Below are 25944 nucleotides of genomic sequence, written 5' to 3'. Positions count from 1 at the left end.
GCTCCGACTTACATCCAGTACACCAGCACGTACAAGCCCAGCCAGACCACATCGACAAAGTGCCAATACCAGGCGGCACCCTCGAAGCCAAAATGCCGCTCTGCGCTGAAATGCCCCTGATGCAGGCGCAGCGTGATGAACAGCAGCATCAACATGCCCAGGAAAACGTGGAAGCCGTGGAAGCCCGTGAGCATGAAGAACGTAGAGCCGAAGATGCCCGAGTTGAGCTTGAGGTTCAGGTCGGTGTAGAGGTGGTAGTACTCGTAGCCTTGCACACACAGGAAGGTAAAGCCCAGCAGCACCGTGATCCACATGAAGGCGATGGTCTTGCCGCGCTGATTCTCACGCAGCGCATGGTGCGCAATGGTCAGCGTGACACCGGAGCTCAGCAGCAAGGCGGTGTTGATGGTCGGCAGCCAGAACGGCCCCACGGTCTTGAACGGCTCCACGATACCCGCTGGCGACGCCGTGGCGCCCGCCACCACGCTGGGCCACACGGCCTTGAAGTCGGGCCACAGGATGCCGTTTTCCAGGCTACCCAGCGCAGGCACCGAGTGCGCGCGTGCCCACCACAGCGCGGTGAAGAACGCGCCGAAGAACATCACTTCCGAGAAGATGAACCAGCTCATGCCCCAGCGGTAGGAGAGGTCGATCTTGCGCCCGTACAGGCCACCCTCGCTCTCGCGGGCGGCATCGCGGAACCATTGGAACAGCACGACCAGCCACCACAGCAGGCCAAAGCCCAGGGCATAGGCGCCCCAGTCGATGCCATTGATCCACTGGCTTGCTCCCAGGATCACGAAGAACAGCCCCGCCGCAGCCATGACGGGGTGGCTGGACTGCGCGGGCACGTAGTAGTACGGGGTGCTGCTGGGGGTGGTTGCACTCATCTCGATTGCTCCTGGATCTATATGTTCTTTTGGGACTCACACAATGAAGTGGACCAGGGCCATCAGCAGCGCCACCAGTCCAAAAATGGCCACCAGGCCCACCACAATCACATGCAGGGGATGTATCCGCTGCAAGTCCTCACGGTACTCGCTGCCCTTGCGCAGGCCAATCAGCGACCAGGCCACCGCACGGATGCTGCGCAGCGCCGAACTGCGGCCCGGTGCCTGGGGCGGGCGGGGCTCGGTGACCTGCTTCATGTGCCCGCCTTGGGGTTCACCTGGGCTGCCGCCACAGGGGTGACGGGTGCGGGAGGCGTACGCCCACCCACCTCGAAAAAGGTATAGGACAGCGTGATGGTGGTGACATCACGCGAAATGCGCGGGTCGATCACAAAGGCCACTGGCCATTGCTTCTTCTCCCCAGGCTCCAAGGTGTACTGGTCAAAGCAGAAGCATTCCAGCTTGTTGAAATGCGCTGCCGCCTGGCTGGGGGCGTAGCTGGGAATGGCCTGCGCTGCCATGCGCCGGTTCTGCACATTCTGGAACTCGTACATCACCGTGGTCAGCTCGCCAGGGTGCACCTGCAGCGAGCGCTGCGCGGGCCAGAACTTCCAGGGACCACGGGCATTGGCATCGAACTCCACCGTGATGGTGCGGCTGCGATCCACCTGGGTGTTCCTGGGCGCCGGCACATCACGCCCTGCCGCGCCATTGCCCGGTACTTGGCGCTCGGACAAGGCCAGGATATTGATACCCGTCAGCTCACAAATGCGCTCGTAAATAGGGACCAAGGCATAGCCAAACGCAAACATGCCCACGGCAATGACGGCAAGCTTGCCGAGCATCCGGGTGTTGGCGCTGCGCGCTGTCATGACGGTCGCCTCAGGCGTTCAGCCACAAAATCTTGCCGACGAAACCTGCAAGAAAGGTGGCGGCAAGCGCCACCAGTCCCCACGCAGTGCGGGCATTGGCCTTGCGTTGTGCAGCAGTAGGCATGGCAGTCTCCTCAGCCAATGATGCGCGTGGCCGTTGCGTCCAGCTTCGGCGGGGTCTCGAAGGTGTGCAGAGGTGCAGGCGAAGGCAGCTCCCACTCCAGGCCCTCGGCACCATCCCAGGGCTTGGCTGGCGCCTTGGCCCCCTGCCCGCGCATGCAGGGCCAGACCACGGCGACAAAGAAGTACACCTGCGCCAGACCAAAACCCAGCGCGCCGATGGACGCAACGGCATTGAAGTCGGCAAACTGCATGGGGTAGTCCGCATAGCGGCGTGGCATGCCCGCCAGCCCCAGGAAGTGCATGGGGAAGAAGGTGATGTTGAAGAACACCAGCGAGGTCCAGAAGTGGATCTTGCCGCGCAGTTCGGAATACATCACTCCGGTCCACTTGGGCAGCCAGAAATACACGCCCGCAAACAGCGCAAACAGCGAGCCGGCCACAAGCACGTAGTGGAAGTGCGCCACCACGTAATAGGTGTCCTGCAACTGGATGTCGATGGGCGCCATGGCCAGAATCAGGCCCGTGAAGCCACCAATGGTGAACACGAAGATGAAGCCTACCGAGAACAGCATGGGCGTCTCGAAGGTCATGGAACCACGCCACATGGTGGCCACCCAGTTGAAGATCTTCACCGCCGTGGGCACCGAGATCAGCATGGTTGCGTACATGAAGAACAACTGGCCCGTCACCGGCATGCCCGTGGTGAACATGTGGTGCGCCCACACGATGAACGACAGGATGGCGATGGACGAGGTGGCGTACACCATGGAGGCATAGCCGAACAGCTTCTTGCGGCTGAAGGCAGGCACGATCTGGCTGATGATGCCAAAAGCCGGCAGGATCATGATGTACACCTCGGGGTGCCCGAAGAACCAGAAGATGTGCTGGTACATCACCGGGTCACCGCCCCCCGCGGGGTTGAAGAAGCTGGTGCCGAAGTGGCGGTCGGTCAGCGTCATGGTGATGGCGCCGGCCAGCACAGGCATCACGGCGATCAGCAGGTAGGCGGTGATCAGCCAGGTCCAGCAGAACATCGGCATCTTCATCAGCGTCATGCCGGGCGCGCGCATGTTCAGGATGGTCACGATGATGTTGATCGAGCCCATGATGGACGAGGCACCGAGGATGTGCATGGCGAAGATGCCGGCGTCCATCGAGGGGCCCATCTGCAACGTCAGCGGCGCATACAGCGTCCAACCGGCGGCGGGCGCGCCGCCGGGCATGAAGAACGAGCCCACCAGCAGCAGCGCAGCCGGGATCATCAGCCAGAAGCTGAAGTTGTTCATGCGCGCGAAGGCCATGTCGGACGCGCCGATCTGCAGCGGCACCATCCAGTTTGCGAAGCCCACGAAGGCCGGCATGATGGCGCCAAACACCATGATCAGGCCGTGCATGGTGGTGAGCTGGTTGAACAGCTCGGGGTTCACGAGCTGCAAACCGGGCTGGAACAGCTCGGCACGGATCAGCAACGCCAGCACCCCGCCCACCATCAGCATGGTGAACGAGAACAGCAGGTACAGCGTGCCGATGTCCTTGTGGTTGGTGGCATAAACCCAGCGGCGCCAGCCTGTGGGTCCGTGGTGATGGTGATCGTGCGCGCCGTGCGCGGCGCCTGCAGCGTGTGCGGAATGGTCAAGAACTGCGCTCATGGGTGGGATTCCTCAGTGCACTCAGGCACGGTTCACTTGCCGCGCTGGGCCACGACGTCGGCCGGCTGCACGAGCTGGCCGGTCTTGTTGGACCAGGCATTCTTGGTATAGCTGATCACGGCCGCCAGGTCGGTATCGCTGAGCTGCTTCCAGGAAGGCATGGCCCCATTGGCCGCTCCCTGCAGCAAGACCTGGATCTGGCGCGCAGCATCCTGGTCCTTGACGATGGCCGAACCATCCAGCGCCTTGATCGCACCCGCACCCTGACCGCTGGCCTGGTGGCAGGCGGCGCAGTTGGCGGCGTACACCTTTTCACCGCGCGCCACGATGTCGTCGAGCACCCACACGCGCTTGGGGTCGTCGAGCAGCGCTGCTGCCTTCTTCTTTTGCTCTGCCACCCAGGCGGAGTAGTCCTGAGCGGACACCACCTTGACATGGATGGGCATGTACGCGTGCTCCTTGCCGCACAGCTCGGCGCATTGGCCGTAGTAGTCGCCCACCTTTTCGGCGCGGAACCAGGTGTCGCGCACAAAGCCCGGGATCGCGTCCTGCTTCACACCGAAGGCCGGAACCATCCAGGCGTGGATCACGTCATTGGCCGTGGTGATGATGCGGATCTTCTGGCCCACGGGCACCACCATGGGGTTGTCCACCTTCAGCAGGTAGTCGGCAGGCGCCTGGGACACGTCGCCGCTGTTGGACATGGCACGGTGGCTGCTGTCCAGCGTGGACAGGAAGGCAATGCCCTCGCCTTCGCCCTTGAGGTAGTCGTAACCCCACTTCCACTGGTAGCCCGTGGTCTTGATGGTGATATCGGCATTGGTGGTGTCCTTCTGGGCCACCAGCACCTTGGTGGCGGGCAGTGCCATCAGGATCACGATGATGAAGGGGATCACCGTCCAGATCACCTCGACGGTGACCGACTCATGGAAATGGGCTGCCTTTGCCCCCTGGGACTTGCGATGCTTCCAGATCGAATAGAACATCACCGAGAACACGGCCACGAAGATCACCGTGCAGATGATGAGCATCATCCAGTGGAGCCAGTGCTGCTCTTGCGCAATGCGCGTGGCGGGTGGGTGCAGGTTGAGCTGGTTGACCGCCGGGCCGCCGGGCAGATCCTGCGCGGCATGCGCTGCCGTGGTGGCCCAGGCGCCGACCCAGCACAGGGCGCTGGCCAGCATGTGGGGAATGCGCATCATGGTTTTCACTTTGTTGTGCCTCATCGTTCGAGTCGTCTCCCTCACCGTCGCCCAGGGGCTGGCGCCTTGCACTGCAGGGCCACGCACCCAGCGCACCAACGCACCGCCCACAGGCAGTCGAAACGCGGCCCGAGGGCTGCCAAACCATTGTAGCGGTATTGAGATAAATCAGACGTTCACGTAATTACTGCCTTTGCAGGCAGTGTTTTTGCGCTACGTCATTGACGAGATGACCGGCACTTGGCCGATGATGCTCAGCGGCGTTGATTGCCGCGCAGCATGGCGCGCATGTCCTGCAAGGACACGGCACTTTCCCCCGCCACGGGCACCCGGGGCGTGGGTTTGTAGGCATGGCCATAGACGATTTCAAAGGTCAGCGCCAGTTGACCTCCATGCTCCGGCGCCGCCAGCCGCTCGGTCAAGGCCTGCTCCAGGCCCGCCTTCCAGCGCCGCCCACGCAGCCCCGCAAAGCGCGCCGGATGCAGGTTGCGGCCCAACTCGCGCAGTTCTTGCAGCAGGCGCGGCGCGCTGGGAAAAGTCAGGGTGATGCGCTCCATGTCCATCACCGGCTCGGCAAAGCCCGCCTCGATCAGCATGTCACCCCAATCGTGCATGTCGGTGAAGGCGTGGCCAGGCAGGGGCCAGTCCATGGCCGCGTAGAGCGCGCGCAGCTCACGCAGGGTGTCCGGACCCAGGCACGAAAACATCAGGTAGCCGTCCACGCTCAGGGCCTTTTGCCACTGCGCAATCAGCGCCTGTGGGTCGGCTGCCATGTGCAGCGCCATGTTGGCCCAGAGCATCTGCACCGATCCGGGCGCAGGCGCCTCAAAGCGCACACCCGCACCTATCCACCGGGAAGCCGACCACCATGCAGGCGCCAGCGCCTTGGCAGCCAAGGGCTGCAGGTGCGGCGCGGTCTCGACAACGTGGCACAGCGCCTGCGGGTAGCGCGCGCGCACCAGGGCGTGTGCCTGCAAGCCACCGCGCACCGGATCCCAATGACACCAGGCCTGGGGAGGAATGCGAATCCACTGCAGGCGCTGCTCCATGCGGCGTGCCACCTCCTCATGCAGCCAGGGCGACAACGCAGGCGCAGTGGCCTGCCAATGGGCGGCGGCAACAGGGTCGATGGTGGGCGGGCGCTCGAAGGGCATGGCAGCTACAAAGGCAAATGGCGCAACCGTTTGTTGCGCCCTGCCCTATATTGGACACGATCATGCATACCCCTTCGCCCTCCATGCTGCGCACCACCCTGCGCCGCCTGGGTGCATGGCTGCCGAGCCAGTGCGCCATCTGCCATGCCTGGCCCGCACGCCGCGTGTGCGATGCCTGTGCCGCACGCTTTGCCCAGCCGCAGGCGCGCTGCACCGGCTGCGCCCTGCCCCTGCCCGCCAGCGGCCATGCCCCCGAAGGCATGCGCTGTGGCGCCTGCCTGCGCACACCCCTGGGGCTGGACCGCTGCGTGGCGGCCGTGGACTACGCCTACCCCTGGGCGGGCATCGTGGGGCAATACAAGTTTCAGGCAGACCCCGCATGGGCGCCCACCCTGGCCCGGCTGCTGCACAGCACGTCCTGGGCCGAACCACTGATGGATGCCGCCGATTGGGTCCTCCCCATTCCGTTGTCTGCCCACCGCCTGCGCGAGCGCGGCTTCAACCAGGCCCTGCTGCTGGCCCGCATCCTGGCGCCCGCCAAGACAGACGCCACACTGCTGCTGCGCCTGCATGACACACAGGCCCAAAGCAACCTGGGCCGCGCGCAGCGCCTGCGCAATCTGCAGGGCGCACTGGCGGTGGACCCGTTGCGCGCCGCCGCGCTGCAGGGGCGCAGCGTGCTGCTGGTGGACGACGTGATGACCACCGGCGCCACGCTGCAGGCCGCTGCGCTGGCCTTGCGCCAGGCAGGTGCCAGCACGGTGTCAGCCCTGGTGTTTGCACGCACGCCGCCACCCGAATGACGCACGACAGCGCAGACAATACGCCCATGTTCCACATCGTCCTGGTCAAACCCGAGATCCCGCCCAACACGGGCAACGCCATCCGCCTGGCGGCGAACACCGGCTGCACGCTGCACCTGGTCGAGCCGCTGGGCTTTTCGATGGAAGACCGCCTGATGCGCCGCGCCGGGCTGGATTACCATGAATACGCCCGCGTGCTGCGCCACCGCGACTGGGCGAGCTTGCTGGCCACGCACCACCCCAACCCGCAGCGCATGTTTGCCCTGACCACCAAAGGCCAGCGCCTGGTGCACGAAACGCACTTTGAGCCCGGCGACTGGTTTGTGTATGGTGCCGAATCGCGCGGCCTGGACCCCGCGCTGCGCGAGACCTTTGCCCCCGCGCAGCAACTGCGCCTGCCCATGCTGACGGGCCAGCGCAGCCTGAACCTGTCCAACGCCGTGGCCGTCACGGTGTTCGAGGCCTGGCGCCAGAACGGCTTTGCCGTGCCTCCCGGAAACCCCTGAGTTAGTTCACCAGGCCCGCCGCTGCGCGCTGCAGCGCCACCGCCTCGGGCACCTGCTCGGTCACAAAATCGAGGAAGGCCTTGGTGCGCGCAGGCACCATGCGCCGCGTGGGCAGGGCGGCATACACGGTGTAGCGCGAATACATCCAATCGGGCAGCACATGCACCAGCGCGCCGCTGGCCAGGTAGGGCTCGATCAGCAGACGCGCCATCACGGCCACACCCACACCGTCGAGTGCGGCGCGCAGCAAAAGCTCCGTGCTGACCGATTGCAGCGCCACATGCGGCATATCCACCTCCTGCGCCGCAAACTGACCCTGCAAATGCTGCAGGCGCAGCTTGCGTCCGGCAGGGTTGTGCATGGCCATGGCACTGTCGCGCAGGTACTGGTGGTGGCCCAGGTCTGCGGGCGTTTGGGGCATGCCCATGCGCTGCAGGTAGGTCGGGGACGCCACCACGACGGCCTCGCCCTGGAACAGGTTGCGCGCCACGATGTTGCCGTCGTAGTCCTCGGGCACCACCATGAAGGTCACGTCAAACTCGTCCACGCGGGCGGCCACGTAGTTGTCGGTGGCAATGTCCAGCAGCAGGCGCGGATAGCGCGCGCGCCAGGGCGCCACCAGCGGCGCCAGAAAGTAGGTGGCCAGCACCGGCGGCGCCAGCACATGCAGGCTGCCGCGCAGTTCGCGGGTGCTGGCGGCTGCGTGGGCCTCGGCGTCTTCGATGTCGAACAAAATGGCGCGCACACGCTCCAGGTAGGCCTGGCCCGCATCGGTCAGCGCCACCTTGCGCGTGGTGCGCTGCAAAAGCCGCGTTCCCAGGTGGCGCTCCAGATCCGCCACCATGCGCGTGACCACCGGGGGCGACATGTCCAGCGCCCGCGCCGCTGCGGCAAACCCCCCCTCGTCCACGACGCGGGCAAACACCCTCATGGCCTGCAGGCGATCCATCGCTCAGCCCCTTCGCCCAGCACTGGGCGCGGCCAAGGCCAGCAGCCGCCGCGCAAGGGCCGCCCCGCCGTGCTGGTGGCGTCCCCCTGCCCGCAACGCGCAGCGATGCGAGAGCGGGGGGAAGCGGCGCAGCCGCTCAGGGGGTTGGCACCTTATACAGGCGCGCCGTAGCTGCGCGACAGCGACTCGGCCACGCAGGCGGGCTTGTCGGCCCCCTCGCGCTCTACGGTCACCAGCCAGGTCATCTGCAGCCCATCGGGCGCCAGCGCCTCGGTGGCCTGCAGCGTCAGCCGGGCGCGCACACGGCTGCCCACGGGCACCGGCGCGGTGAAACGGACACGGTTGAGGCCGTAGTTGACGCCCATGCGCGCACCCTCGATCTGGATGCCCAGATCGAAGAAACGCGGAATCAGCGACAGCGTGAGAAAGCCGTGCGCAATGGGTGCCCCAAAAGGCCCCGCCTTGGCACGCTCGGGATCCACATGGATCCACTGGTGGTCGCCCGTGGCCTGCGCAAACTGGTTGACCTGTTCCTGCGTGATGGTGATCCAGTCGGTCACGGCCACTTCCTGGCCCACGCAGGCACTCACTTCGGTGTAGGAACGAAAGGTTTTCATGGGCGCAATGTAGCGCCGCCGCCCCACGGGCCTTGTCTGGCGTGCGACAGCAGGGCATCAGGCTTCCAGCCATGCGGTGATCGGATCCCATTGCTCCAGGTCGCGCGCCACGCGGCCAGGGGTGACGTCGAACACCGTGAGCCCGTGCGCCGCCAGGTGCACGTAGTTCTGCGTGTCGCGCAGCGTGCCCAGCACGGGCAGGCCCAGGCCATCCACGAAATGGTGGAGCTGCTCGGCCGAGCGCGTGCGCTCATCCACCCGCATGCCCACGATGCCCACCTGCGCATGACCGGCGCGGCGATGGGTGGCCAGCTGGTCCAGGAAATCGCGCGTGGCGTAGATGTCGAAGATGCTGGCCTGCAGTGGCACGATGATCTTGTCGGCCAGCTTGAGGGCATCGCTCAGCCGCCAGCCATGCAGGCCTGCGGGCGTGTCCAGCACGGCGTGGCTGCCCTTGGGCGGCTTGGCGATGGCATCGCCATCACCCGTATCCCACAGCGCAATGGGGCGCGCCTGGGGCGGACGCAGGCCCAGCCAGAGGCACGCGGATTGCTGACGATCCACATCGCCCAGCACCACCGCATGGCCTTTGCGTGCCCAGTACCCCGCCACATGTGTCGCCAGCGTGGACTTGCCCACGCCACCCTTGGGATTAGCTATGACCACCACCGGCATGATCCGATCTCCTTGCGAATAAACAACAAAAAGTGCCATTAGCGCTTATGGATCAAGCGCAAGCAGCTATTGTTTTTATAGCAACAGCATCACGCGTGCTGCCCTCCCCGCTTGACGAAGAACAGCCCAGCGCCCACCGCCATGAGCAACCCGCCAAACACGCGGTTCTGCACGCGCATGGCACGGGCACTGCGCGTCAGCCGGCGCAATGCGCTGGCACCGGCGGCATAGCCATGCATCACGGTCACATCGACCACCACCGTGGTGGCGGCCATCACCAGCAACTGGGTCCAGAGCGGACGCGCGTCGGTCATGAACTGCGGCAGCACGGCCACCATGAACAAAATGCCCTTGGGGTTGGTGGCATTGGTCAGAAAACCGGTCAGGCAGCGCTTCTTCCAGGTGCCCGCAGGCCCACCCTCCTGCTCCTGCAGGGGTGACGCCTCACCTGCACGCCACTGGTTGAACCCCAGGTACAGCAGATAGCACGCCCCGAGCACCTTGACCAGGTTGAACGCCCACTCGGACGCCAGCAACAGCGAGCCTACGCCCGCCCCGGCAATGACCAGCACCAGCAACAACCCCAACTGCAGGCCCAGGATGGTGGCGCCCGCCTTGCGCACCCCGTAGTTGAGCCCGTGGCTCATGGACAGCACGGCCCCCGAGCCGGGCGAGATCGCAATCAGGCAAGAAGCCACGAAAAAAGCCAACCAAGTCTGCACATCCATGGGAACCGTCCGCCACAAGCTCAAATTGAGCGGGGCATCTTAGCAAGCCCCGGCGCAGCCCACATGCCGTGCGCGACAATGACACCCTCGCTCACGCCCCGTTCCATGCCAACCTCCGACTGGCTCCACACCCTGCGCCTGCTGCTGGAAATCGCGGCCACGGCGGCCTTTGCGCTCTCGGGCATCATCGCCGCGGCACGCAAGCGGTTGGACGTCGTGGGCGTGTGCGTGGTGTCCTTTGTGGCCGCCTTTGGCGGCGGCACCCTGCGCGACCTGCTGCTGGACCAACGCCCCTTTTTCTGGGTGCGGCACACCGAGTTTGTGTGGGGTGTGCTCGCCCTGTCCCTGGCGGCCATGCTGTTCATGCGCCACCGCCACTTCGAGCCCACCGAGCGCGCCATGCTGCTGCCCGACGCCATCGGTCTGGGCCTGTTTGCGGCCGTGGGGGTGGATGTGGCCACGGCCGTGGGCATGCCCGCCATCATTGGCGTGATGATGGGCGTGATCACGGGCGTGTTTGGCGGCGTGCTGCGCGACGTGCTGTGCAACGAAGTGCCCCAGGCCTTCAGCGACCACCGCCCCTACGCACTGTGCGCCTTCGCGGGCGGCTGGGCCGACGTGGCGCTGCGCCAAATCCACACCAGTGAATGGATGCCGCTGGTGGCCTGCGTGGCCATCACGGCGGGGCTGCGCGGCCTGGCCGTGTGGCGCAACTGGCAACTGCCCGCCTGGCGGGTCTGAAAGCCGGTTTGCCCCTCCATGCCCAGGCACATGCACGGGGCGCACCGCGCATGGCCCGCTGCACCGCTACACTGCCGCCATGTTCCAGCCCAGCCAAGCCGACGTCCGCCGCTTCTTCTGCGCAGCCCATGCCAAGGCGCGTGCGGGCGCGCCCATGGAAGCCATAGAGACCCTGGCCAGCCTGTGGATCGCCGAGCACCCCGAGTACCACGCCGAACTCGCGGATGCGGACGCCGCCGTGGCGCGCAACTACGACGAGACGCCGGACCGCACCAATCCCTTCTTGCACCTGTCGATGCACCTGTCCATCAGCGAGCAGTGCAGCATCGACCAGCCGCGCGGCATCCGCCAGGCCGTGGAGTTGCTGTCCAAGCGCCTGGATTCCCTGCACGACGCGCACCACGCCACCATGGAATGCCTGGGCCAGATGCTGTGGGACAGCCAACGCTCGGGCCGCCCGCCCGATGGCGATGCCTATGTCGCCGCTGTCCAACGCCGGGCAACACGCGACTGAGCGCACCACGTCATGCCGTCAGCCGCCCCGCCGGACGGGCGGGCTGCGCGCCACCGGGCACCACGCCCAGGTAGGCATGGGGCACGACCAGCAGGTCGCTCTCCAGGCCGCCCGCCAGCAGACGGCGCGGCACGCTGCCGCGCAGCAGTTCCATCGGCCATGAGCGGTGCTCCTGGCCCAGCACCACCAGATCGGCGTCGGCGCTTTCCTGCTGTACCGTGAGTTGACGCGCCAGGTCGCCCCGGCCGATCAGCGTGCCGACACGGTTGCGCCGAGCATCGAACACATTGGACAGCCGGTACAGCCGCTCCTGCGCGTACTGCAGCACCTCGCGCCGGTAGGCCTGCACGGCAGCCGTTGAAGCCTCGGCACTGCGCAGCCGGGCTTCATCGTGGGTGTCGATGGCATGGAACAGTTCCAGGGCCGCGCCGGTCTCGAAATCGCCCGCGTAGCGCACCAGTGGGCGCGATGCCGCAGAGAAATCCACCGCCACCAGGACCCGTGCATAAGGCCCCTGCGGCGGACGACATGCCACCAGCACCGGGCAGGGACAGCGGCGCAACAACGGGTACAGCAGCGTGCGCCAGGGCGGCACGGGCCAGGGACGGTGCATGCGTCCGTGCGCCACCAGCAGATCGGCTCGCTCGGCCTCGGCCAGGCAATCGTCCAGCGGCCGACCCGTGCCGATCACCGCAGTCACTGGAACACCATGGCGCCGCGCCAGTTGGCGCGCGCGCTGTTCCAACCGAGCCGCCGGATCGGCCAGTTGCAGCGGCGGCGTTTCGCAGACATACAGGACGCGCAGCCGCGCGCCATGGGTGGCGGCGAGCGTCGCCGCCCGGTCCAGGCCGTGCTCGGCCGGGGTGGAAAAATCGGTCAGGGCCAGAATGTTCTGGATGCGCATGGGAACTCCTCTCGGGCAGATGGGCGGGACGCCTCAGCGTCATCGTCTGCGTCATCCACCTCTCGCGCGGCAGAAAGGCATCTGTGGCACCGGGCCAGGGCGGCGCGTGCATGCCACTGCACTGGACGAGGATGTGCCCGGCGGGGATTGGATGACGTCTGTGAGAGAAGAGCCGCCGGGCCTAGGAATCTGCGGCCGGGGCGATGGACTGCGCCCACCCCGGCCCGACCCGAAAGGATCTGGGCGTTGAATGATGGGGGTCAAGGGCCAGCGGTTTCATGCGCCTGCCATTGTAGGGAGCAGGGCTGCAAGCCACAAGCATGTCGCACCTCGGCGTGCCAGTATTGGCGCGCCCGTGGCAAGCGCGAGGGAGGGTCAGCGGAAGCGCGGCTGCGGCACCACCTGCAGGTCCCCCTGCACCTTGCCGATGTACTGCGCCAGCGCCTTGAGCTCGTCGTTGGAGAACTGGCCGACCACGCCTGCCATCACGCCGTTGCTGCGGCCCACGTAGGCGTTCTTGCCGGTTTCCTTGTAGGACTTGAGGGCGACGAACAGATAGTCGGCATGCTGGCCGGCGATCTTGGGGTAGGACGGGTCGATGGGCTTGGCGAAGTTGTCGCCGTGGCAGGACACGCAGGCGCCCTTTTGCAGCAGCGCGGCCACGCGGGCATCGGGCTGGCGCTTGGGTGCCGCGGGCAACTCGGTGCCGCTCTTGCCATGCTGGGCATAGTAGGCGGACAGATCGGCAATGTCCTGCTCGGTCAGCGAGATGGCCACACCGCGCATGGTGGGGTGCTTGCGCTCGCCCTTGAGGTAGGCCTGCAGCGCCGAAGCCAGGTAGGCCGCGTTCTGGCCCGAAATCATCGGCACCTTGTGCACTTCAGGGAAGCTGGACTGGTAGCCCACGATGCCGTGGCAGCCGATGCACATGGCATTCTTTTGTTCACCGGCCTGGACGTTGCCCTGCACCTCCTGGGCGTGGATGGCGGCGGTCCCGCAAGCGACAGCCAAGACAACGAGCATGTGGAGCGTCTTTTTCATTTTGCGAGCACAATCTTTGTGGAAGAGAACCCTGGGGCCCAGGCGCTGAAAATGATTATAGCCAGCACCTGTCAAGCCCATTTGTCAACGATACCGCATTTATTTTCATGAAATTCCAAGGCTCCCAGAATTACGTCGCCACCCAGGACCTCATGCTGGCCGTGAACGCCTCTATCCGACTGCAGCGCCCCTTGCTCGTCAAGGGCGAGCCCGGCACCGGCAAGACCATGCTGGCCGAGGAAGTGGCCCAGGCGCTGGACATGCCGCTGCTGCAGTGGCACATCAAGTCCACCACCAAGGCGCAGCAGGGTTTGTATGAATACGACGCCGTGAGCCGCCTGCGCGACAGCCAGCTGGAAGGCAGCAGCGAGCGCGTCAAGGACATCCGCAACTACATCGTGCAGGGCGTGCTGTGGCAGGCCTTCACGGCCGACCGCCCGGTGGCACTGCTGATCGATGAGATCGACAAGGCCGACATCGAATTCCCCAACGACCTGCTGCGCGAGCTCGACCGCATGGAGTTCTACTGCTACGAAACGCGCGAGCTCATCAAGGCCAAGCACCGTCCGCTGGTGTTCATCACTTCGAACAACGAAAAGGAACTGCCCGACGCCTTTCTGCGCCGCTGCTTCTTCCACTTCATCAAGTTCCCCGAGCCCGACACCATGCGCCAGATCGTCGGCGTGCACTTCCCCACGCTCAAGGGCGATCTGCTCTCGGTGGCCATGAAGACCTTCTACGACGTGCGCAACCTGCCGGGCCTGAAAAAGAAGCCTTCCACCTCCGAGCTGCTGGACTGGCTCAAACTGCTGGTGGCCGAAGACATTCCGCTGTCTGCCCTGCAAAGCGCCGACAACAAGGTGTCGGTGCCGCCGCTGGTGGGCGCCTTGCTGAAAAACGAGCAGGACGTGAGCCTGTTCGAAAAGCTGGTGTTCATGAACCAGCGCAACCGCTGAAGGGGCATGCACCATGCGTGACGCCAACCGCCTGCTGATCGAAGGCCTGTCCGACGCCATTGGCTTCGTCGGCGGGGCGCTGGTCGGCTTCTGGCTGGGCACCCTGCTGGGATGGGATCTCTTTGCCCCCAGCTATGGCACCACGACAGTGCTGGCCATCGCCTTGGTGGGACTGAGCGCCGGATTGGGGCTGCAGGCCGCACGGCGCTGGCGCAACCTCCGCAACCCGCAGAAAACCAACGAGAAGTGATTTCCATGGCCTTTGTGGAACCCGTCACCCTGAGAGACCGCGGCCTGCGCCTGGAGCCCCTGGGCCTGGAGCACACGCCCGGTCTGGCCGATGCCGCTGCCGACGGTGAACTGTGGAAGCTGCGCATCACCTCGGTGCCCGAGCCGCAGGACACGCGCGCCTACATCGAAACCGCGCTGGAGGGACGTGCCCAAGGCCACCGCTTTGCCTTTGCCGTGCTGGACGACGCCAGCGGCCAGGTGCTGGGCAGCACCAGCTTCCACGACATCCTGCCGGCCGTGCGCCGCGTGGAGATCGGCTGGACCTGGTACCGCAAGAGCGTGCAGCGCACCCACGTCAACACCACCGCCAAGCTGCTGATGATGGGGCACGCCTTTGACCAGCTCGCCTGCCACGTGGTGGGCTGGCGCACCGACAACTTCAACTTCGCCAGCCAGCGCGCCATCGAACGCCTGGGCGCCAGGAAGGACGGCGTGATCCGCGGCCATGCACTGCGCCGCGACGGCACCATCCGCGACACCGTGATGTACAGCATGCGCAGCGGCGAATGGCCCGAGGCCCGCGCACAGTTGCTATACCTTTTGCAGCGCCATGCGCAGGATTGACGGGCGCTAGAGGCTATTTTTATGTTGATTGATTTTTTCTACACCCTGCGCGCCGCCAAGCTCCCGGTATCGGTGAAGGAGTACCTCACCCTGCTCGAAGCGCTGGAGGCTGGCGTGGTGGGGCCGCGCTCCGAGGACGCCTGGAGCCTGGACGATTTCTACTTCATGGCGCGCACCGCGCTGGTCAAGGACGAAAAGCACTTCGACAAGTTCGACCGTGCCTTTGCGGCGTACTTCAAGGGCGTGGAAATGGTGGCCGACTTCACCAAGGAGATCCCCACCGACTGGCTGCGCAAGGTGCTGGAGCGCGAACTGAGCCCCGAGGAAAAGGCCGCGATCCAGAAAATGGGCTGGGACGAGCTCATGGAGACGCTGAAAAAGCGCCTCGAAGAACAGAAAGAACGCCACGAAGGCGGCAACAAGTGGATAGGCACCGGCGGTACCAGCCCCTTTGGTCACGGCGGCTACAACCCGCAGGGCGTGCGCATTGGTGGTGCGGGCAAGAACCGCAGCGCCGTCAAGGTGTGGGAACAGCGCGCCTACCGCGACTATGACGACCAGCAGGAGCTGGGCACGCGCAACATCAAGGTCGCGCTGCGGCGCCTGCGCAAGTTCGCACGCGAAGGGCACGAGCTGGAACTCGACCTGCCCGACACCATCCGCAGCACCGCGGCCAACGCGGGCTTTCTGGACATCAAGATGGTGCCCGAGCGCCACAACAACGTGAAGGTGCTGCTGCTCATGGACGTGGGCGGCACCATGGACGAACACATCCAGCGCGTGGAGGAACTCTTCAGCGCCGTGAAGGCCGAGTTCAAGCACCTGGAGTTCTACTACTTCCACAACTGCGTGTACGACTTCGTCTGGAAGAACAACCGCCGCCGCTTTGCCGAGAAGTTTCCCACCTGGGACATCATCCGCAAGTACAACAAGGACTACAAGCTGATCTTCGTGGGCGACGCCACCATGAGCCCCTACGAGATCCTGCAGCCTGGCGGCAGCGTGGAATACAACAACGAGGAAGCCGGGGCCGAGTGGCTGCAGCGCCTGACGCACGCCTTCCCCCGCTACGCCTGGGTCAACCCCGAGCCCCAGGGCGTGTGGGAGTACCGCCAGAGCATCAGCATCATCCAGCAGCTCATGGGCCACCGCATGTTCCCTTTGTCACTCAAAGGCCTCGAAGACACCATGCGCCTGCTGTCAAAATAGCCGCATGCCACGCCACGCCCCAACGCCGGCCCGATGGCCGGCGTTGCTGTTTTCCTGCCTGATGCTGACGGGTTGCAGCCTTTTGCCCCGCGCGAACGACGCGGACCCGGAAGGCCAACCCGGCACACCCCTGGCCTTTGAGGTGCACGTCCAGGCCCCGGATGCGCTGCGCCCGCTGCTGGAACAGCACCTGGAGCTGCAACGCTTTCGCCACCTGCCCGACCTGCGTGCCGACGAGCTCGAACGCCTGCGCGATGCCGCCGCCACCGACGCCCGCGAATTGCTGGCCACCCAGGGCTACTTCTCACCCGATGTGCAGGTACTGCTGACGCAGGCGTCCCCAGGCAGCGCCACCGCACAACACATCCGCGTGCAGGTGGAGCCCGGCCCCCGCACCCAGGTTGCACAGGTGGACATCCACCTGCAAGGCCCTGGCACACAAGCCCCCGGTGCCGAGCGCCTGCAGCAAGGCCTGCAATCGGCATGGACGCTGCCCAGTGGCCAGCCCTTCACCCAGGACGCCTGGGACAACGCCAAGCAGCAGGGCCTGCGCACCCTGCAAACGCGGCGCTACCCAGCGGCACGCATCGCCCACAGCCGCGCCGACATCGATGCCCCGCAGCACCAAGCCCGCCTGGCCGTGCACTACGACAGCGGCCCCCTGTACCGCTTTGGTGCGCTGCAGGTGCAAGGCAGCGAGCGCTATGGCAGCGACACCGTGCGCCGCATCGCCCGCCTGCCCCTGGGCAGCACCTACGACGAAGCCGCCCTGCTCGACGCGCAGCAGCGCCTGGCCGACAGCGGCTATTTCGACGCCGTGTTCCTGAGCCTGGCGCCCGAAGCGCAAGACCCGCTCTCCGCCCCCGTTCTGGCCCAGGTGCGAGAAGCACCGCTGCAGAAATGGGTGCTGGGCGTGGGCGCCTCCACCGACAGCGGCCTGCGCCTGTCGGTGGACCACACACACAACCGCTTGCCCTGGCTGGGCTGGCGCGCCCTGAGCAAGATCGGCTGGGACCGCAACACCCAGTCCCTGACCACCGACTGGACCGGCCTGCCGCACGACAGCGGCTGGCGCTGGTTCACCGGCGCCCTGGTGCAGCGCGATGCCACGGGCAGCACCATGGTGCACAGCAGCCGCCTGCGCGCAGGCCGCGCCAAGAGCAGCCAACGCATCGACCGCTCCCTGGCACTGCAATACGACAGCGCAGACAGCCAGGGCGTCGGCGCCCCTCCCTCCAGCGCCGCCCTGGGCCTGCACTACGCCTGGACGGGACGCTACTTCAACCAGCCCACCAACCCCACGCGCGGCTGGGGCCTGGCCTGGGAACTGGGCCTGGGCCACACCCTGCGCCCCGAGCGCGACCCCTACGTGCGCGCACTGGTGCGCTGGCTGCATTACCAGCCGCTGGGGCAGGTCGGCAAGGCCACGAAGCCCGGCCCCAGGGCGCGCATCGCCTGGCGCGCCGAGGGCGGCGCCGTTCTGGCGCGCAATGGCACGCCCGTGCCGGTGAGCCAGTTGTTCGTGACCGGTGGTGACACCACAGTGCGCGGCTACGGCTACCACAGCATTGGCGCGCGCACCACGGCAGGCCAGACCACCGGCGGCCGCTACCTGGCCGTGGGCAGCGTGGAATGGCAGCAACCCCTGGTGCTGGATGGCGCCCCGTCGGACTGGGAAAGCGCCTTGTTTCTGGATGCAGGCGCCGTGGCCGACCAGCCTGGCGACCTGCACGCCCGCGTGGGTGTGGGTGCAGGCCTGCGCTGGCGCAGCCCGGTGGGGCCGGTGCAGGCCGACCTGGCCTACGGCGTGCAGGAGCGCAAGCTGCGCCTGCACCTGCGCCTGGGCTTTCGCTTCTGATGGGCACCATGCCGCGCCGCACCCCACCCGCCTCAATCAGAGTGAAACACTACACTAGCGCGCCCAGCCCCAAGGTGTTTGCCGCTGGCGCGAGCCGGCCCAGCGGCCCCAACCCTTACGCAGCCGCCTCTGGCCAGGGCGCAAGCGCCAGCGCACCGCCGCAGCGCAAGCCCTGGCTGCTACCGCTGCTGGGCCACGCCCTGGTGCGCGCGGGCGCCCTGGTGCTGCTGGCCTGCACGGCCCTGCTCGTGTGGCTGCACCTGCCCGGCTCACTGGCCACGGCGGTGCAATGGATCACCCCGCTGCTGCCCGCAGGCCAACAGATCGAGGCCCAGGGTGTGCAGGGCAGCCTGCGCCATGGGGGCCGCATGGCCTCGCTGCGCTGGAGCGGTCCCGGCCTGCAGGTGCAAGCCCAAGACGTGCAGATCGCCTGGGACCTTGCCACGCTCCTGCAAGGCCGCGTGGTGCTCAGCCGCCTGCAGGCCGCACAGCTTGTGCTGACCCACACCCCCCAGCCCAGCCCGGCCCAGCGCGACACAACCGCGCCAACACAGCTCGGCCTGCCCCTGCGCGTGGACATGCCAGCGCACATCGGTCAGATCGTCTGGAACGGCCAGCCCCTCGCGCAAGACCTGCAAGCGCACTACGGATACGACGGCAGCACGCACCGGCTGGAGCTCACCCAGTTGCAGGTGGCCCAGGGCCGCTACCAGGCCAGTGGCACGCTGCAGGCACAGGCCCCCATGGCACTGGACGTGCAAGCCCAAGGCCAGGTGCACACCACCACGCCAGCCGGGCAGGACCTGGTCCTTCAAGCACAGGCCCGGCTGCAAGGCCCTCTGGCCGGGGCCGATGCCCTGCTGCGGTTGCAGGCCCGGCTGCAGCCCGACACAGCACACGCCCCCACCACGCACTCCACCGCCCAGATCGACGCCACCGTCGCGCCCTGGGCCGCGCAGCCACTGCGCCAGGCACAAGCCAAGCTACAGGCGCTGGACTTGGCCATTCTGTGGCCCCAGGCACCGCACACCGCGCTGCAAGGCAACGTGCAGGTGCAGCCCGAAGGTGCGGGCTGGCAGATCGAGGCCCAGTTGAGCAACCCGCAGCACGGCCCCTGGGACCAGCAGCGCCTGCCTCTGCAGGCCCTGCAAGCCAGCGCCCACTACGACGGTACGCTGTGGGAGCTGGCCCAGGCCCGTCTGCAGGCAGGCAGCGGCCACATGACCCTGCAAGGCCGCTACCACCCCGCGGACAAGGCCCTGGAAGGCAGCGCCCAGTTGCACGCCTTCAACCCCGCCCTGCTGCACAGCGCCTGGGCGCCGCAGCCCCTCAGTGGATCGCTGCAGGCACGGCAGAACGCCACGGGCCTGGACTGGCGCGTGGACGTACAGGCCGACGCGCGCCGCACAGCGCCTGGGCCGGGCCTGCGGTTGGACCATGCCCGTGCCCAGGGCCGCTGGCACGACCGCACCTTGCAGATCGACCGCCTGGACCTGCAAGCCCTGCAGGCCCGTGTACAAAGCCCAGGGCTGGAACTGCGCTGGGCCGATGCCCCCCAGGCGCGTGGCCGTCTGACCCTGGCGCTGCCCGGCGCCAGCGCCCAGGCCAGCGGGCACTGGAGCGCCCACAGCGGCGCAGGCCAGGCCCAGGTGGACGTGCAGCAGGCAGCCCAGGTGCAGGCCTGGCTGCGCAGCCTGCCCGGCCTGCCGCCCGGCATACTGGATGCAGGCTCGGCCCAGGGCCAGGCCCGGCTGGACATGCGCTGGCAAGGGGGCTGGAAAGACGGCCTGGCAGTACCCACGGGCACGGGCCGCAATGCCCCAAGCCCCCCACCCCAGCTCGAAGCCACGCTGAGCGCCCCGCGTCTGGAATGGATGACCCGCGCGGCGGACAACCCAGCGGCCACCACCGTGCAATGGCGCGATGTGCAGGCCCGTTTCAGCGGTAACGCCGCGCAAGCCCAGCTCGACCTGGACGCCCAGGCCCTCACCCAAGGCCAGCGCCTGCGCCTGCAGACGCGCCTGAGCGGCGGCCAGAAGGCCCCAGCGGGCGACTCCCCCGCCACTGCGGCATGGCACGCCCAGATCGCTACCCTGCAACTGACGGCCCAGCCCACAGCGGCAGGCGCAGGCCAGCCCTGGCTGCTGGCCCTGGCCGAACCGCTGCCCCTGGCGCTGCACACCGAGCCCGGCCCCACACTGGCCTTGCAGGCGGATGCGGGATCGGCCCACCTCAGCGGGCCCCAGCCCGGCCGCACGCTGCTGCGCTGGGAGCCCCAGCGCCTGCGCACGCACCCGACCCAGCCCTGGCAATGGCAGAGCCGTGGCACGCTGGAGGGCCTGCCGCTGGCCTGGCTGGCCGCGCTTGCACCCCCATCGAGCACCCCATGGCCTGCCACGGCGCAAGGCGTCGCCCCCCTGCTGTTGAAGGGCCGCTGGGACACCGAAGGCGGCGCCCGACCACGCCTGGACGCCCGCCTGCAGCACGAAAGCGGCGACCTGCCCTTGCCCCTGATCGAAACCAGCGCCGCACCCCAATCCGCAGGGGTGCGCGCCTTGGCCGCGCAGCTGGAAACCGACGGCACCACCCTGAGCGCCCAGCTGCACTGGGACAGCGCACGCGCAGGCACACTGGAGCTGCAGGCATCCACACAAATCGCGCGCACGGACCAGGGCTGGCTCTGGCCCGAACAAGCCCCCGTGGCAGCGCAGATGAACGCCCAACTGCCGCAACTGGGCGTGTGGTCGGCCCTGGCGCCGCCGGGCTGGCGTGTGCAGGGCACGCTGGACACGCAGGCCACCCTGTCGGGCACGCGCAGCCAGCCGCGCTGGCACGGCAAGCTGGCGGCTGATGGCTTTGCGCTGCGCTCGGTGCTGGACGGCGTGGACCTGCGCGACGGCCGCCTGCGCGCCACGCTGCAGGGCGACCGCATCGCGATCACCGAACTGCAGCTGCACGGCAGCCCCGGCGGTGGCGCCCACATCCCCGGCTACAGCGGCAATCGCACACCGCCACCACGCGACGGCGGGCGCCTGGAGGCCCAGGGCCATGTCACCTGGGTCGCCGGCCAAGGCCTGGCCATGGACCTGAACGCCCAGGCCCACGCCCTGCAGGTACTGGCCCGCGCGGACCGCCAGGCCAGCGTGTCCGGCAAGGTGCGCGCCACCCTGGCCCAGGGCCAGGTGCGCTTGCAGGGCCAACTGCGCGCGGACCGCGCCGCCCTGCTGCTGCCGGACGCCAACGCCCCCCGCCTGGGCAGCGACGTGGTGGTGCACCGTGCGGACGATGCCCCTCGCAGGGACGCTGCGGCCCCTGCACGCCGCACCCTTCCTGCCGCCCAGGTGGAGCTGCGCCTGGATCTGGGCGATGACTTTGCCGTGCAAGGCCACGGCATCACCACCCGCCTGGGTGGGCAGGTGGAGGTGCAAAGTGGCGGGCCAGGAGGCGCCGCACTGCGCGTGACCGGGGAGGTGCGCACCGTGCAGGGCCGCTACCGCGCCTGGGGCCAGATGCTGGACGTGGAGAGCGGGCTGATCCGCTTCAACGGCGTCTACGACAACCCAGCACTGGACATCCTGGCCCTGCGCCCCCAAATCAGCACCCGGGCCGGCGTGCAGGTGCAAGGCACGGCACAGGCCCCGCGCGTGCGCCTGTATGCCGACCCGGAGCGGCCGGATGCCGAAAAACTGGCCCTCGTGGTGCTGGGCCGCAGCGCCTCCAGCGGCACTGCCGAAACCGTGCTGCTCCAGCAGGCCGCATGGGCACTGCTGGGCAGCAAAGGGACGAGCCCCACAGCCCCCCTGGCCAGCCGTCTCGGGCTGGACGAACTCGGCGTCCAGACCACCGACGGCAGCAACGGCGCCAGCAGCGCCGCCCTCACCCTGGGCAAGCGGCTGTCCCAGGACTTGTACCTGAGCTACGAACGCAGCCTCTCGGGCGCCATGGGCACGCTGTACATCTTCTACGACCTCTCACGCCACCTGACCCTGCGCGCCCAGACAGGCGAGAAAGCGGCTCTGGATCTGATCTACACCCGGCGATTCGACTGAAGGCCGAAGGATTTAGGCCAAATTGGCCTGTAGCGCCCGTCCATCAAGCGCAGGCAGCTATCAAAATGGAAGCGTTTGAACGCGTACAATCCTGGCCTGCCGCTCCTCGTAGTTCAATGGATAGAACGAGTGCCTCCTAAGCGCTAGATACAGGTTCGATTCCTGTCGAGGGGACCACCCAACGGAAACATGGGTACATTGCGACGGCTGCGCATGGGCCATGCGCTGACGTGCCCCGCGCCCCATGCCTTCGATTCGCAGCCCCTTTGCGCTGCAACAGGGTCACTGTGCAGCGCAAAGCACACTCTTACGCCACGCTGCCGGCGGCCGTCCGACCCTGCAAGGTTGGGACGCTGCCAAGGTAGCGGTCCACCGACAGGCCTTCGGTGGAGATCCCGGTCTTGCGGCCGGTGACGATGTCGGCCAGGAGTTGCCCCGAACCGCAGGCCATGGTCCAGCCCAGCGTGCCGTGCCCCGTGTTCAGGTACAGGTTCCTGTGCGGCGTGCGGCCCACAATGGGCGTGCTGTCGGGTGTCATGGGGCGCAAGCCGGTCCAGAACTCGGCGCGTGCCAGGTCGCCGCCGGGGAAAAGCTGGCGCGTGACCATCTCCAGCGTGGCGCGGCGCTGCGCGCGCAACGTCTTGTCAAAGCCCGACAGTTCGGCCATGCCACCTACGCGGATGCGGTTGTCAAAGCGTGTCAGCGCAATCTTGTAGGTTTCGTCGAGGACCGTGGAGACGGGTGCCAGCGCCTCGTCCTGGATCGGGATGGTGAGCGAATAGCCTTTGACCGGGTACACCGGGATGTCCAGCCCGCTGGACAGCAGCAACTGGCGCGAGTAGCTGCCCATGGCCAGCACGTAGCGGTCGGCCTTGACCACCTCCCGGTCTGGTGTGGCCAGTTGCACGCCATTGACGGCGCCCTGCCCGTCAAACAGCAGCCCGTCCACGCTGGTGTTGAAGCGGAACTGCACGCCCAGCTCCTGCGCCATGCGCGCCAGGGCGTTGGTGAACTTGAAGCAGTCGCCGGTTTCGTCCTGCGGCAAACGCAGGCCGCCGGCGATCGGGGCACCGGCCCGGGCCAGCGCAGGCTCGGCCTGGCACACGCCCTTGGCGTCGAGCATTTCGTAGGCGATGCCGCACTCCTTGAGCACGGCGATGTCGCGCTCGGCCTGGTCCACCTGCTTTTGCGAGCGGAACAACTGCAGCGTACCGGCCTGGCGGCCTTCGTAGGCAATGCCGGTGTCGGCACGCAGCTGGGTGATGCACTCGCGGCTGTAGTTGGACAAGCGCAGCATGCGCTCTTTGTTGACCGCATAGCGCTCGGCCGAGCAATTGCGCAGCATCTGGGCCATCCAGCGCAGCTGGAACAAGGTGCCGTCAGGCCGGATGGACAGCGGCGCGTGCTTTTCGAACATCCACTTGAGCGCCTTGACCGGGATGCCGGGCGCGCCCCAGGGCGTGGAGTAGCCGAACGAGACCTGGCCGGCATTGGCAAAGCTGGTGTCCAGGGCCGGGCCCTCCTGCTGGTCGATAACCGTGACCTCGGCGCCCGCGCGGGCCAGGTAGTAGGCGGTGGTCACACCAATCACGCCCGCACCCAATACGACAACTTTCATGGCATGTCTCCGATGTACGATGAATGATCGTGACTTTACGGATTTTCAGGCATATCTTTTGCTGAAATAATGCACACATACAGCAATAGCTGCTGTTTTGATTGTCAAACTTCTGCATGAACAACAATGTCTGAAATCGACTCCATCGACCGGCGCATCCTGGACCTCTTGCAGCAGGACGGACGCCTGACCATGACCGAATTGGGCGAGCGTGTCGGCCTGTCCACCTCCCCCTGCTCACAACGGGTCAAACGGCTGGAGGCGCAGGGCGTGATCAAGGGCTACCACGCACGCGTCAACCCGGCCGCGCTGGGCAAGAACCTGCTGGTGTTCGTGGAAATCACCCTGGCACAGAAGTCCGAGCACATCTTCAAAAAGGTGCGCGACGAGTTGCAAAACATGCCCGAGGTGCTGGAATGTCACCTGATCTCGGGCAGCTTCGACTACCTGGTCAAGGTGCGCCTGACCGACATGTCGGAATACCGGCACCTGCTGGGCTCCATCCTGCAGCACATGCCGGTGCCAGCGCAGTCCAACAGCTATGTGGTGATGGAGGAGGTCAAGGAAAGCTTCGTGATCCCCGTCCAGCGAGGAAAGGTCTGACGCGGCGGGGGAAGGGCCCTGATGGCTTCTTCGGCAGTCCAACATGAACGACCGCAGCAGAAGCAGCGCGACATACCATCGGCAGCACGTGGCTTCCAGCGCACAGCCCCCCACTGCACCGGTGCGATACCAAAGAGCACAAAGAAAAGGGCCGCACGTTCTTGGAACTGTGCGGCCCTTGATGTGGTGCCGATTGTCGGGATTGAACTGACGACCTACCGCTTACAAGGCGGTTGCTCTACCACTGAGCTAAATCGGCGAGAGGAGTATTGTAAAGCCCCGCCAGCTCACTTGACACGCTTGAGCGCGGGCCGTGTGGGCGAAGCCGGGGGTGGCCCGGGGGGATGCGGGTCGCTGTCCTCGTCGCCCGGCTCGCTGCTGACCAGCTGCACCAGGCGGCTTGGATCGGCACTGGATACCGGTGCCGCAAAAGTGGCGGGCGGCGGCGCCATGTCTTCCGCGGGAGGGAAGGCCATGCCCTGCCCGTTTTCACGGGCGTAGATGGCAATCACCCGGCCCACGGGCACCATGATGTCGCGCGCCACGCCGCCAAAGCGGGCCTTGAAGCTGATGTAGTCGTTGCCCAGTTGCAGGCTGCCCGTGGCATCAAAGCCGACATTGAGCACGATCTCGCCATTGTTGACGTACTCCATGGGCACCTGCACGGTTTCGTCCACGCGCACGGCGATGTAGGGCGTGAAGCCGTTGTCCGTGCACCATTCGTGCAGTGCACGGATGAGGTAGGGGCGCGTGGAGGTAGTTTCCAGGGCGTTCATGGGCGAGGAGCCTGCAGGGGTTGGGCGACGGACAGTCTTACTTGCGCATGACCTTTTCGGAGGGCGTGAGCGCCTCGATGTAGGCCGGGCGCGAGAAGATGCGCTCGGCGTACTTGAGCAGCGGCGCCGCGTTCTTGGACAGTTCGATGCCGTAGTAATCCAGGCGCCACAGCAGCGGTGCAATCGCCACGTCGAGCATGGAGAAGTTCTCGCCCAGCATGTACTTGTTCTTCAGGAACACGGGGGCGAGCTGCGTCAGGCGATCGCGGATGTGGGCGCGGGCCTTTTCCAGGGCTTTTTCGTTGCTCTTGGAGGCACGCGATTCGAGCGTGCCGACGTGCACGAACAGTTCCTTCTCGAAGTTGAGCAGGAACAGGCGCACGCGGGCGCGGTCCACCGGATCGCCAGGCATGAGCTGGGGGTGCGGGAAGCGCTCGTCGATGTACTCGTTGATGATGTTCGATTCGTACAGGATCAGGTCACGTTCAACTAGGATGGGAACCTGCCCGTAGGGGTTCATCACGCTGATGTCCTCGGGCTTGTTGTAAAGATCCACGTCGCGGATTTCAAAGTCCATGCCTTTTTCGAACAGCACGAAACGGCAACGGTGGGAGAAGGGACAGGTGGTTCCCGAATAAAGCACCATCATGGC

Annotated in this window: 27 protein-coding genes and 2 tRNA genes; 12 read left to right on the top strand and 17 right to left on the bottom strand. The window is 66.5% G+C overall.

Features of this window, described 5'->3' with window-relative positions:
* Window positions 1-8 precede the first annotated feature (8 nt).
* The 7 genes from MJ602_RS03140 to MJ602_RS03115 all read right to left on the bottom strand — a co-directional run bounded on the left by MJ602_RS03140 (window position 9) and on the right by MJ602_RS03115 (window position 5890).
* The gene (locus MJ602_RS03140; protein ID WP_243019363.1) at window positions 9-890 is read right to left on the bottom strand and encodes a cytochrome c oxidase subunit 3; all 882 of its coding nucleotides are present in this window, start codon (window positions 888-890) and stop codon (window positions 9-11) included.
* Between the two features lie 36 nt (window positions 891-926).
* The gene (locus MJ602_RS03135) at window positions 927-1148 is read right to left on the bottom strand and encodes a DUF2970 domain-containing protein (protein ID WP_162017267.1); all 222 of its coding nucleotides are present in this window, start codon (window positions 1146-1148) and stop codon (window positions 927-929) included.
* Window positions 1145-1762, bottom strand: coding sequence for a cytochrome c oxidase assembly protein (locus MJ602_RS03130; protein ID WP_243019362.1), 618 nt, complete (start codon window positions 1760-1762; stop codon window positions 1145-1147). The genes MJ602_RS03135 and MJ602_RS03130 overlap by 4 nt, the downstream gene beginning before the upstream one ends.
* A 10-nt stretch (window positions 1763-1772) precedes the next feature.
* Entirely contained in the window at window positions 1773-1886 is a 114-nt protein-coding gene (locus MJ602_RS16860) for a cytochrome oxidase small assembly protein (protein WP_479725622.1), read from the bottom strand.
* Between the two features lie 10 nt (window positions 1887-1896).
* On the bottom strand, window positions 1897-3534 hold the full coding sequence (gene ctaD, locus MJ602_RS03125) for a cytochrome c oxidase subunit I (protein ID WP_243019361.1): 1638 nt from the start codon (window positions 3532-3534) through the stop codon (window positions 1897-1899).
* A gap of 32 nt (window positions 3535-3566) precedes the next feature.
* Window positions 3567-4736 carry a cytochrome c oxidase subunit II gene (coxB, locus tag MJ602_RS03120; RefSeq protein WP_162017270.1) on the bottom strand — a complete coding sequence of 390 codons (1170 nt, stop codon included), beginning with the start codon at window positions 4734-4736 and terminating at the stop codon, window positions 3567-3569.
* A 254-nt stretch (window positions 4737-4990) separates the two neighbouring features.
* The gene (locus MJ602_RS03115) at window positions 4991-5890 is read right to left on the bottom strand and encodes a methyltransferase domain-containing protein (protein WP_243019360.1); all 900 of its coding nucleotides are present in this window, start codon (window positions 5888-5890) and stop codon (window positions 4991-4993) included.
* A gap of 62 nt (window positions 5891-5952) precedes the next feature.
* Here MJ602_RS03115 and MJ602_RS03110 point away from each other — a divergent pair, with 62 nt between their 5' ends.
* Both MJ602_RS03110 and MJ602_RS03105 read left to right on the top strand, forming a co-directional pair.
* Complete coding sequence (locus tag MJ602_RS03110) at window positions 5953-6693, top strand: phosphoribosyltransferase family protein (RefSeq protein WP_243019359.1); 741 nt, start codon at window positions 5953-5955, stop codon at window positions 6691-6693.
* Between the two features lie 26 nt (window positions 6694-6719).
* The gene (locus MJ602_RS03105; protein WP_243019358.1) at window positions 6720-7199 is read left to right on the top strand and encodes a tRNA (cytidine(34)-2'-O)-methyltransferase; all 480 of its coding nucleotides are present in this window, start codon (window positions 6720-6722) and stop codon (window positions 7197-7199) included.
* A 1-nt stretch (window position 7200) separates the two neighbouring features.
* Here the strand turns inward: MJ602_RS03105 and MJ602_RS03100 are convergent, their stop codons facing one another.
* From MJ602_RS03100 to MJ602_RS03085, 4 genes are all read right to left on the bottom strand, one after another.
* Window positions 7201-8148, bottom strand: coding sequence for a LysR family transcriptional regulator (locus MJ602_RS03100; protein ID WP_243019357.1), 948 nt, complete (start codon window positions 8146-8148; stop codon window positions 7201-7203).
* A gap of 152 nt (window positions 8149-8300) precedes the next feature.
* Entirely contained in the window at window positions 8301-8765 is a 465-nt protein-coding gene (locus tag MJ602_RS03095) for a MaoC family dehydratase (protein ID WP_162017275.1), read from the bottom strand.
* A 57-nt stretch (window positions 8766-8822) separates the two neighbouring features.
* Window positions 8823-9440 carry a ParA family protein gene (locus tag MJ602_RS03090; RefSeq protein ID WP_243019356.1) on the bottom strand — a complete coding sequence of 206 codons (618 nt, stop codon included), beginning with the start codon at window positions 9438-9440 and terminating at the stop codon, window positions 8823-8825.
* An 89-nt stretch (window positions 9441-9529) separates the two neighbouring features.
* A complete protein-coding gene (locus MJ602_RS03085) occupies window positions 9530-10168 on the bottom strand; it encodes a LysE family translocator (protein ID WP_162017277.1) in 639 nt (212 codons plus the stop codon).
* A 105-nt stretch (window positions 10169-10273) separates the two neighbouring features.
* Between MJ602_RS03085 and MJ602_RS03080 the strand changes: the two genes are divergently transcribed.
* Both MJ602_RS03080 and MJ602_RS03075 read left to right on the top strand, forming a co-directional pair.
* Window positions 10274-10909 carry a trimeric intracellular cation channel family protein gene (locus tag MJ602_RS03080; protein ID WP_243019355.1) on the top strand — a complete coding sequence of 212 codons (636 nt, stop codon included), beginning with the start codon at window positions 10274-10276 and terminating at the stop codon, window positions 10907-10909.
* Between the two features lie 79 nt (window positions 10910-10988).
* Window positions 10989-11423: a DUF1841 family protein gene (locus tag MJ602_RS03075; protein WP_162017279.1), complete on the top strand. Its 435-nt coding sequence runs from the start codon at window positions 10989-10991 to the stop codon at window positions 11421-11423.
* Window positions 11424-11433: 10 nt separating this feature from the next.
* On the opposite strand, the gene MJ602_RS03070 is transcribed toward MJ602_RS03075, so the two are convergent.
* Both MJ602_RS03070 and MJ602_RS03065 read right to left on the bottom strand, forming a co-directional pair.
* Window positions 11434-12327 (bottom strand): universal stress protein, encoded by an 894-nt coding sequence (locus MJ602_RS03070; RefSeq protein WP_243019354.1) that lies wholly within the window; start codon window positions 12325-12327, stop codon window positions 11434-11436.
* A 375-nt stretch (window positions 12328-12702) separates the two neighbouring features.
* Window positions 12703-13368 (bottom strand): c-type cytochrome, encoded by a 666-nt coding sequence (locus tag MJ602_RS03065; protein ID WP_243019353.1) that lies wholly within the window; start codon window positions 13366-13368, stop codon window positions 12703-12705.
* A 107-nt stretch (window positions 13369-13475) separates the two neighbouring features.
* Between MJ602_RS03065 and MJ602_RS03060 the strand changes: the two genes are divergently transcribed.
* The 7 genes from MJ602_RS03060 to MJ602_RS03030 all read left to right on the top strand — a co-directional run bounded on the left by MJ602_RS03060 (window position 13476) and on the right by MJ602_RS03030 (window position 22472).
* Window positions 13476-14324 carry an AAA family ATPase gene (locus tag MJ602_RS03060; protein ID WP_162017282.1) on the top strand — a complete coding sequence of 283 codons (849 nt, stop codon included), beginning with the start codon at window positions 13476-13478 and terminating at the stop codon, window positions 14322-14324.
* A gap of 13 nt (window positions 14325-14337) precedes the next feature.
* Window positions 14338-14574: a hypothetical protein gene (locus MJ602_RS03055; protein ID WP_243019352.1), complete on the top strand. Its 237-nt coding sequence runs from the start codon at window positions 14338-14340 to the stop codon at window positions 14572-14574.
* Between the two features lie 5 nt (window positions 14575-14579).
* Window positions 14580-15179: a GNAT family N-acetyltransferase gene (locus MJ602_RS03050; protein WP_243019351.1), complete on the top strand. Its 600-nt coding sequence runs from the start codon at window positions 14580-14582 to the stop codon at window positions 15177-15179.
* Window positions 15180-15200: 21 nt separating this feature from the next.
* Entirely contained in the window at window positions 15201-16388 is a 1188-nt protein-coding gene (locus MJ602_RS03045; protein ID WP_243019350.1) for a vWA domain-containing protein, read from the top strand.
* A 4-nt stretch (window positions 16389-16392) separates the two neighbouring features.
* Window positions 16393-18246, top strand: a complete 1854-nt coding sequence (locus MJ602_RS03040) for an autotransporter assembly complex protein TamA (RefSeq protein WP_243019349.1) — start codon at window positions 16393-16395, stop codon at window positions 18244-18246.
* A 41-nt stretch (window positions 18247-18287) separates the two neighbouring features.
* Window positions 18288-22295 (top strand): translocation/assembly module TamB domain-containing protein, encoded by a 4008-nt coding sequence (locus MJ602_RS16785; RefSeq protein ID WP_243019348.1) that lies wholly within the window; start codon window positions 18288-18290, stop codon window positions 22293-22295.
* Between the two features lie 102 nt (window positions 22296-22397).
* Window positions 22398-22472, top strand: a tRNA-Arg gene (locus MJ602_RS03030).
* 130 nt (window positions 22473-22602) lie between these two features.
* Here MJ602_RS03030 and MJ602_RS03025 read toward each other — a convergent pair.
* Window positions 22603-23913, bottom strand: a complete 1311-nt coding sequence (locus MJ602_RS03025) for a D-amino acid dehydrogenase (RefSeq protein ID WP_243019347.1) — start codon at window positions 23911-23913, stop codon at window positions 22603-22605.
* A gap of 126 nt (window positions 23914-24039) precedes the next feature.
* Here MJ602_RS03025 and MJ602_RS03020 point away from each other — a divergent pair, with 126 nt between their 5' ends.
* Window positions 24040-24516 (top strand): winged helix-turn-helix transcriptional regulator, encoded by a 477-nt coding sequence (locus MJ602_RS03020; RefSeq protein WP_243019346.1) that lies wholly within the window; start codon window positions 24040-24042, stop codon window positions 24514-24516.
* Between the two features lie 184 nt (window positions 24517-24700).
* Here MJ602_RS03020 and MJ602_RS03015 read toward each other — a convergent pair.
* From MJ602_RS03015 to MJ602_RS03005, 3 genes are all read right to left on the bottom strand, one after another.
* Window positions 24701-24775: transfer RNA gene (locus MJ602_RS03015), tRNA-Thr, on the bottom strand.
* A 28-nt stretch (window positions 24776-24803) separates the two neighbouring features.
* On the bottom strand, window positions 24804-25292 hold the full coding sequence (locus MJ602_RS03010; RefSeq protein ID WP_162017298.1) for a ClpXP protease specificity-enhancing factor: 489 nt from the start codon (window positions 25290-25292) through the stop codon (window positions 24804-24806).
* Between the two features lie 37 nt (window positions 25293-25329).
* A complete protein-coding gene (locus MJ602_RS03005; protein WP_162017299.1) occupies window positions 25330-25941 on the bottom strand; it encodes a glutathione S-transferase N-terminal domain-containing protein in 612 nt (203 codons plus the stop codon).
* Between the last annotated feature and the right edge of the window lie 3 nt (window positions 25942-25944).

It is taken from the genome of Simplicispira sedimenti, from assembly GCF_022760965.1.
GTDB lineage: Bacteria > Pseudomonadota > Gammaproteobacteria > Burkholderiales > Burkholderiaceae_C > Simplicispira > Simplicispira sedimenti.
Note: the sequence above shows the minus strand (reverse complement) of the source record. Positions and strands in the feature narration are given on the sequence as shown.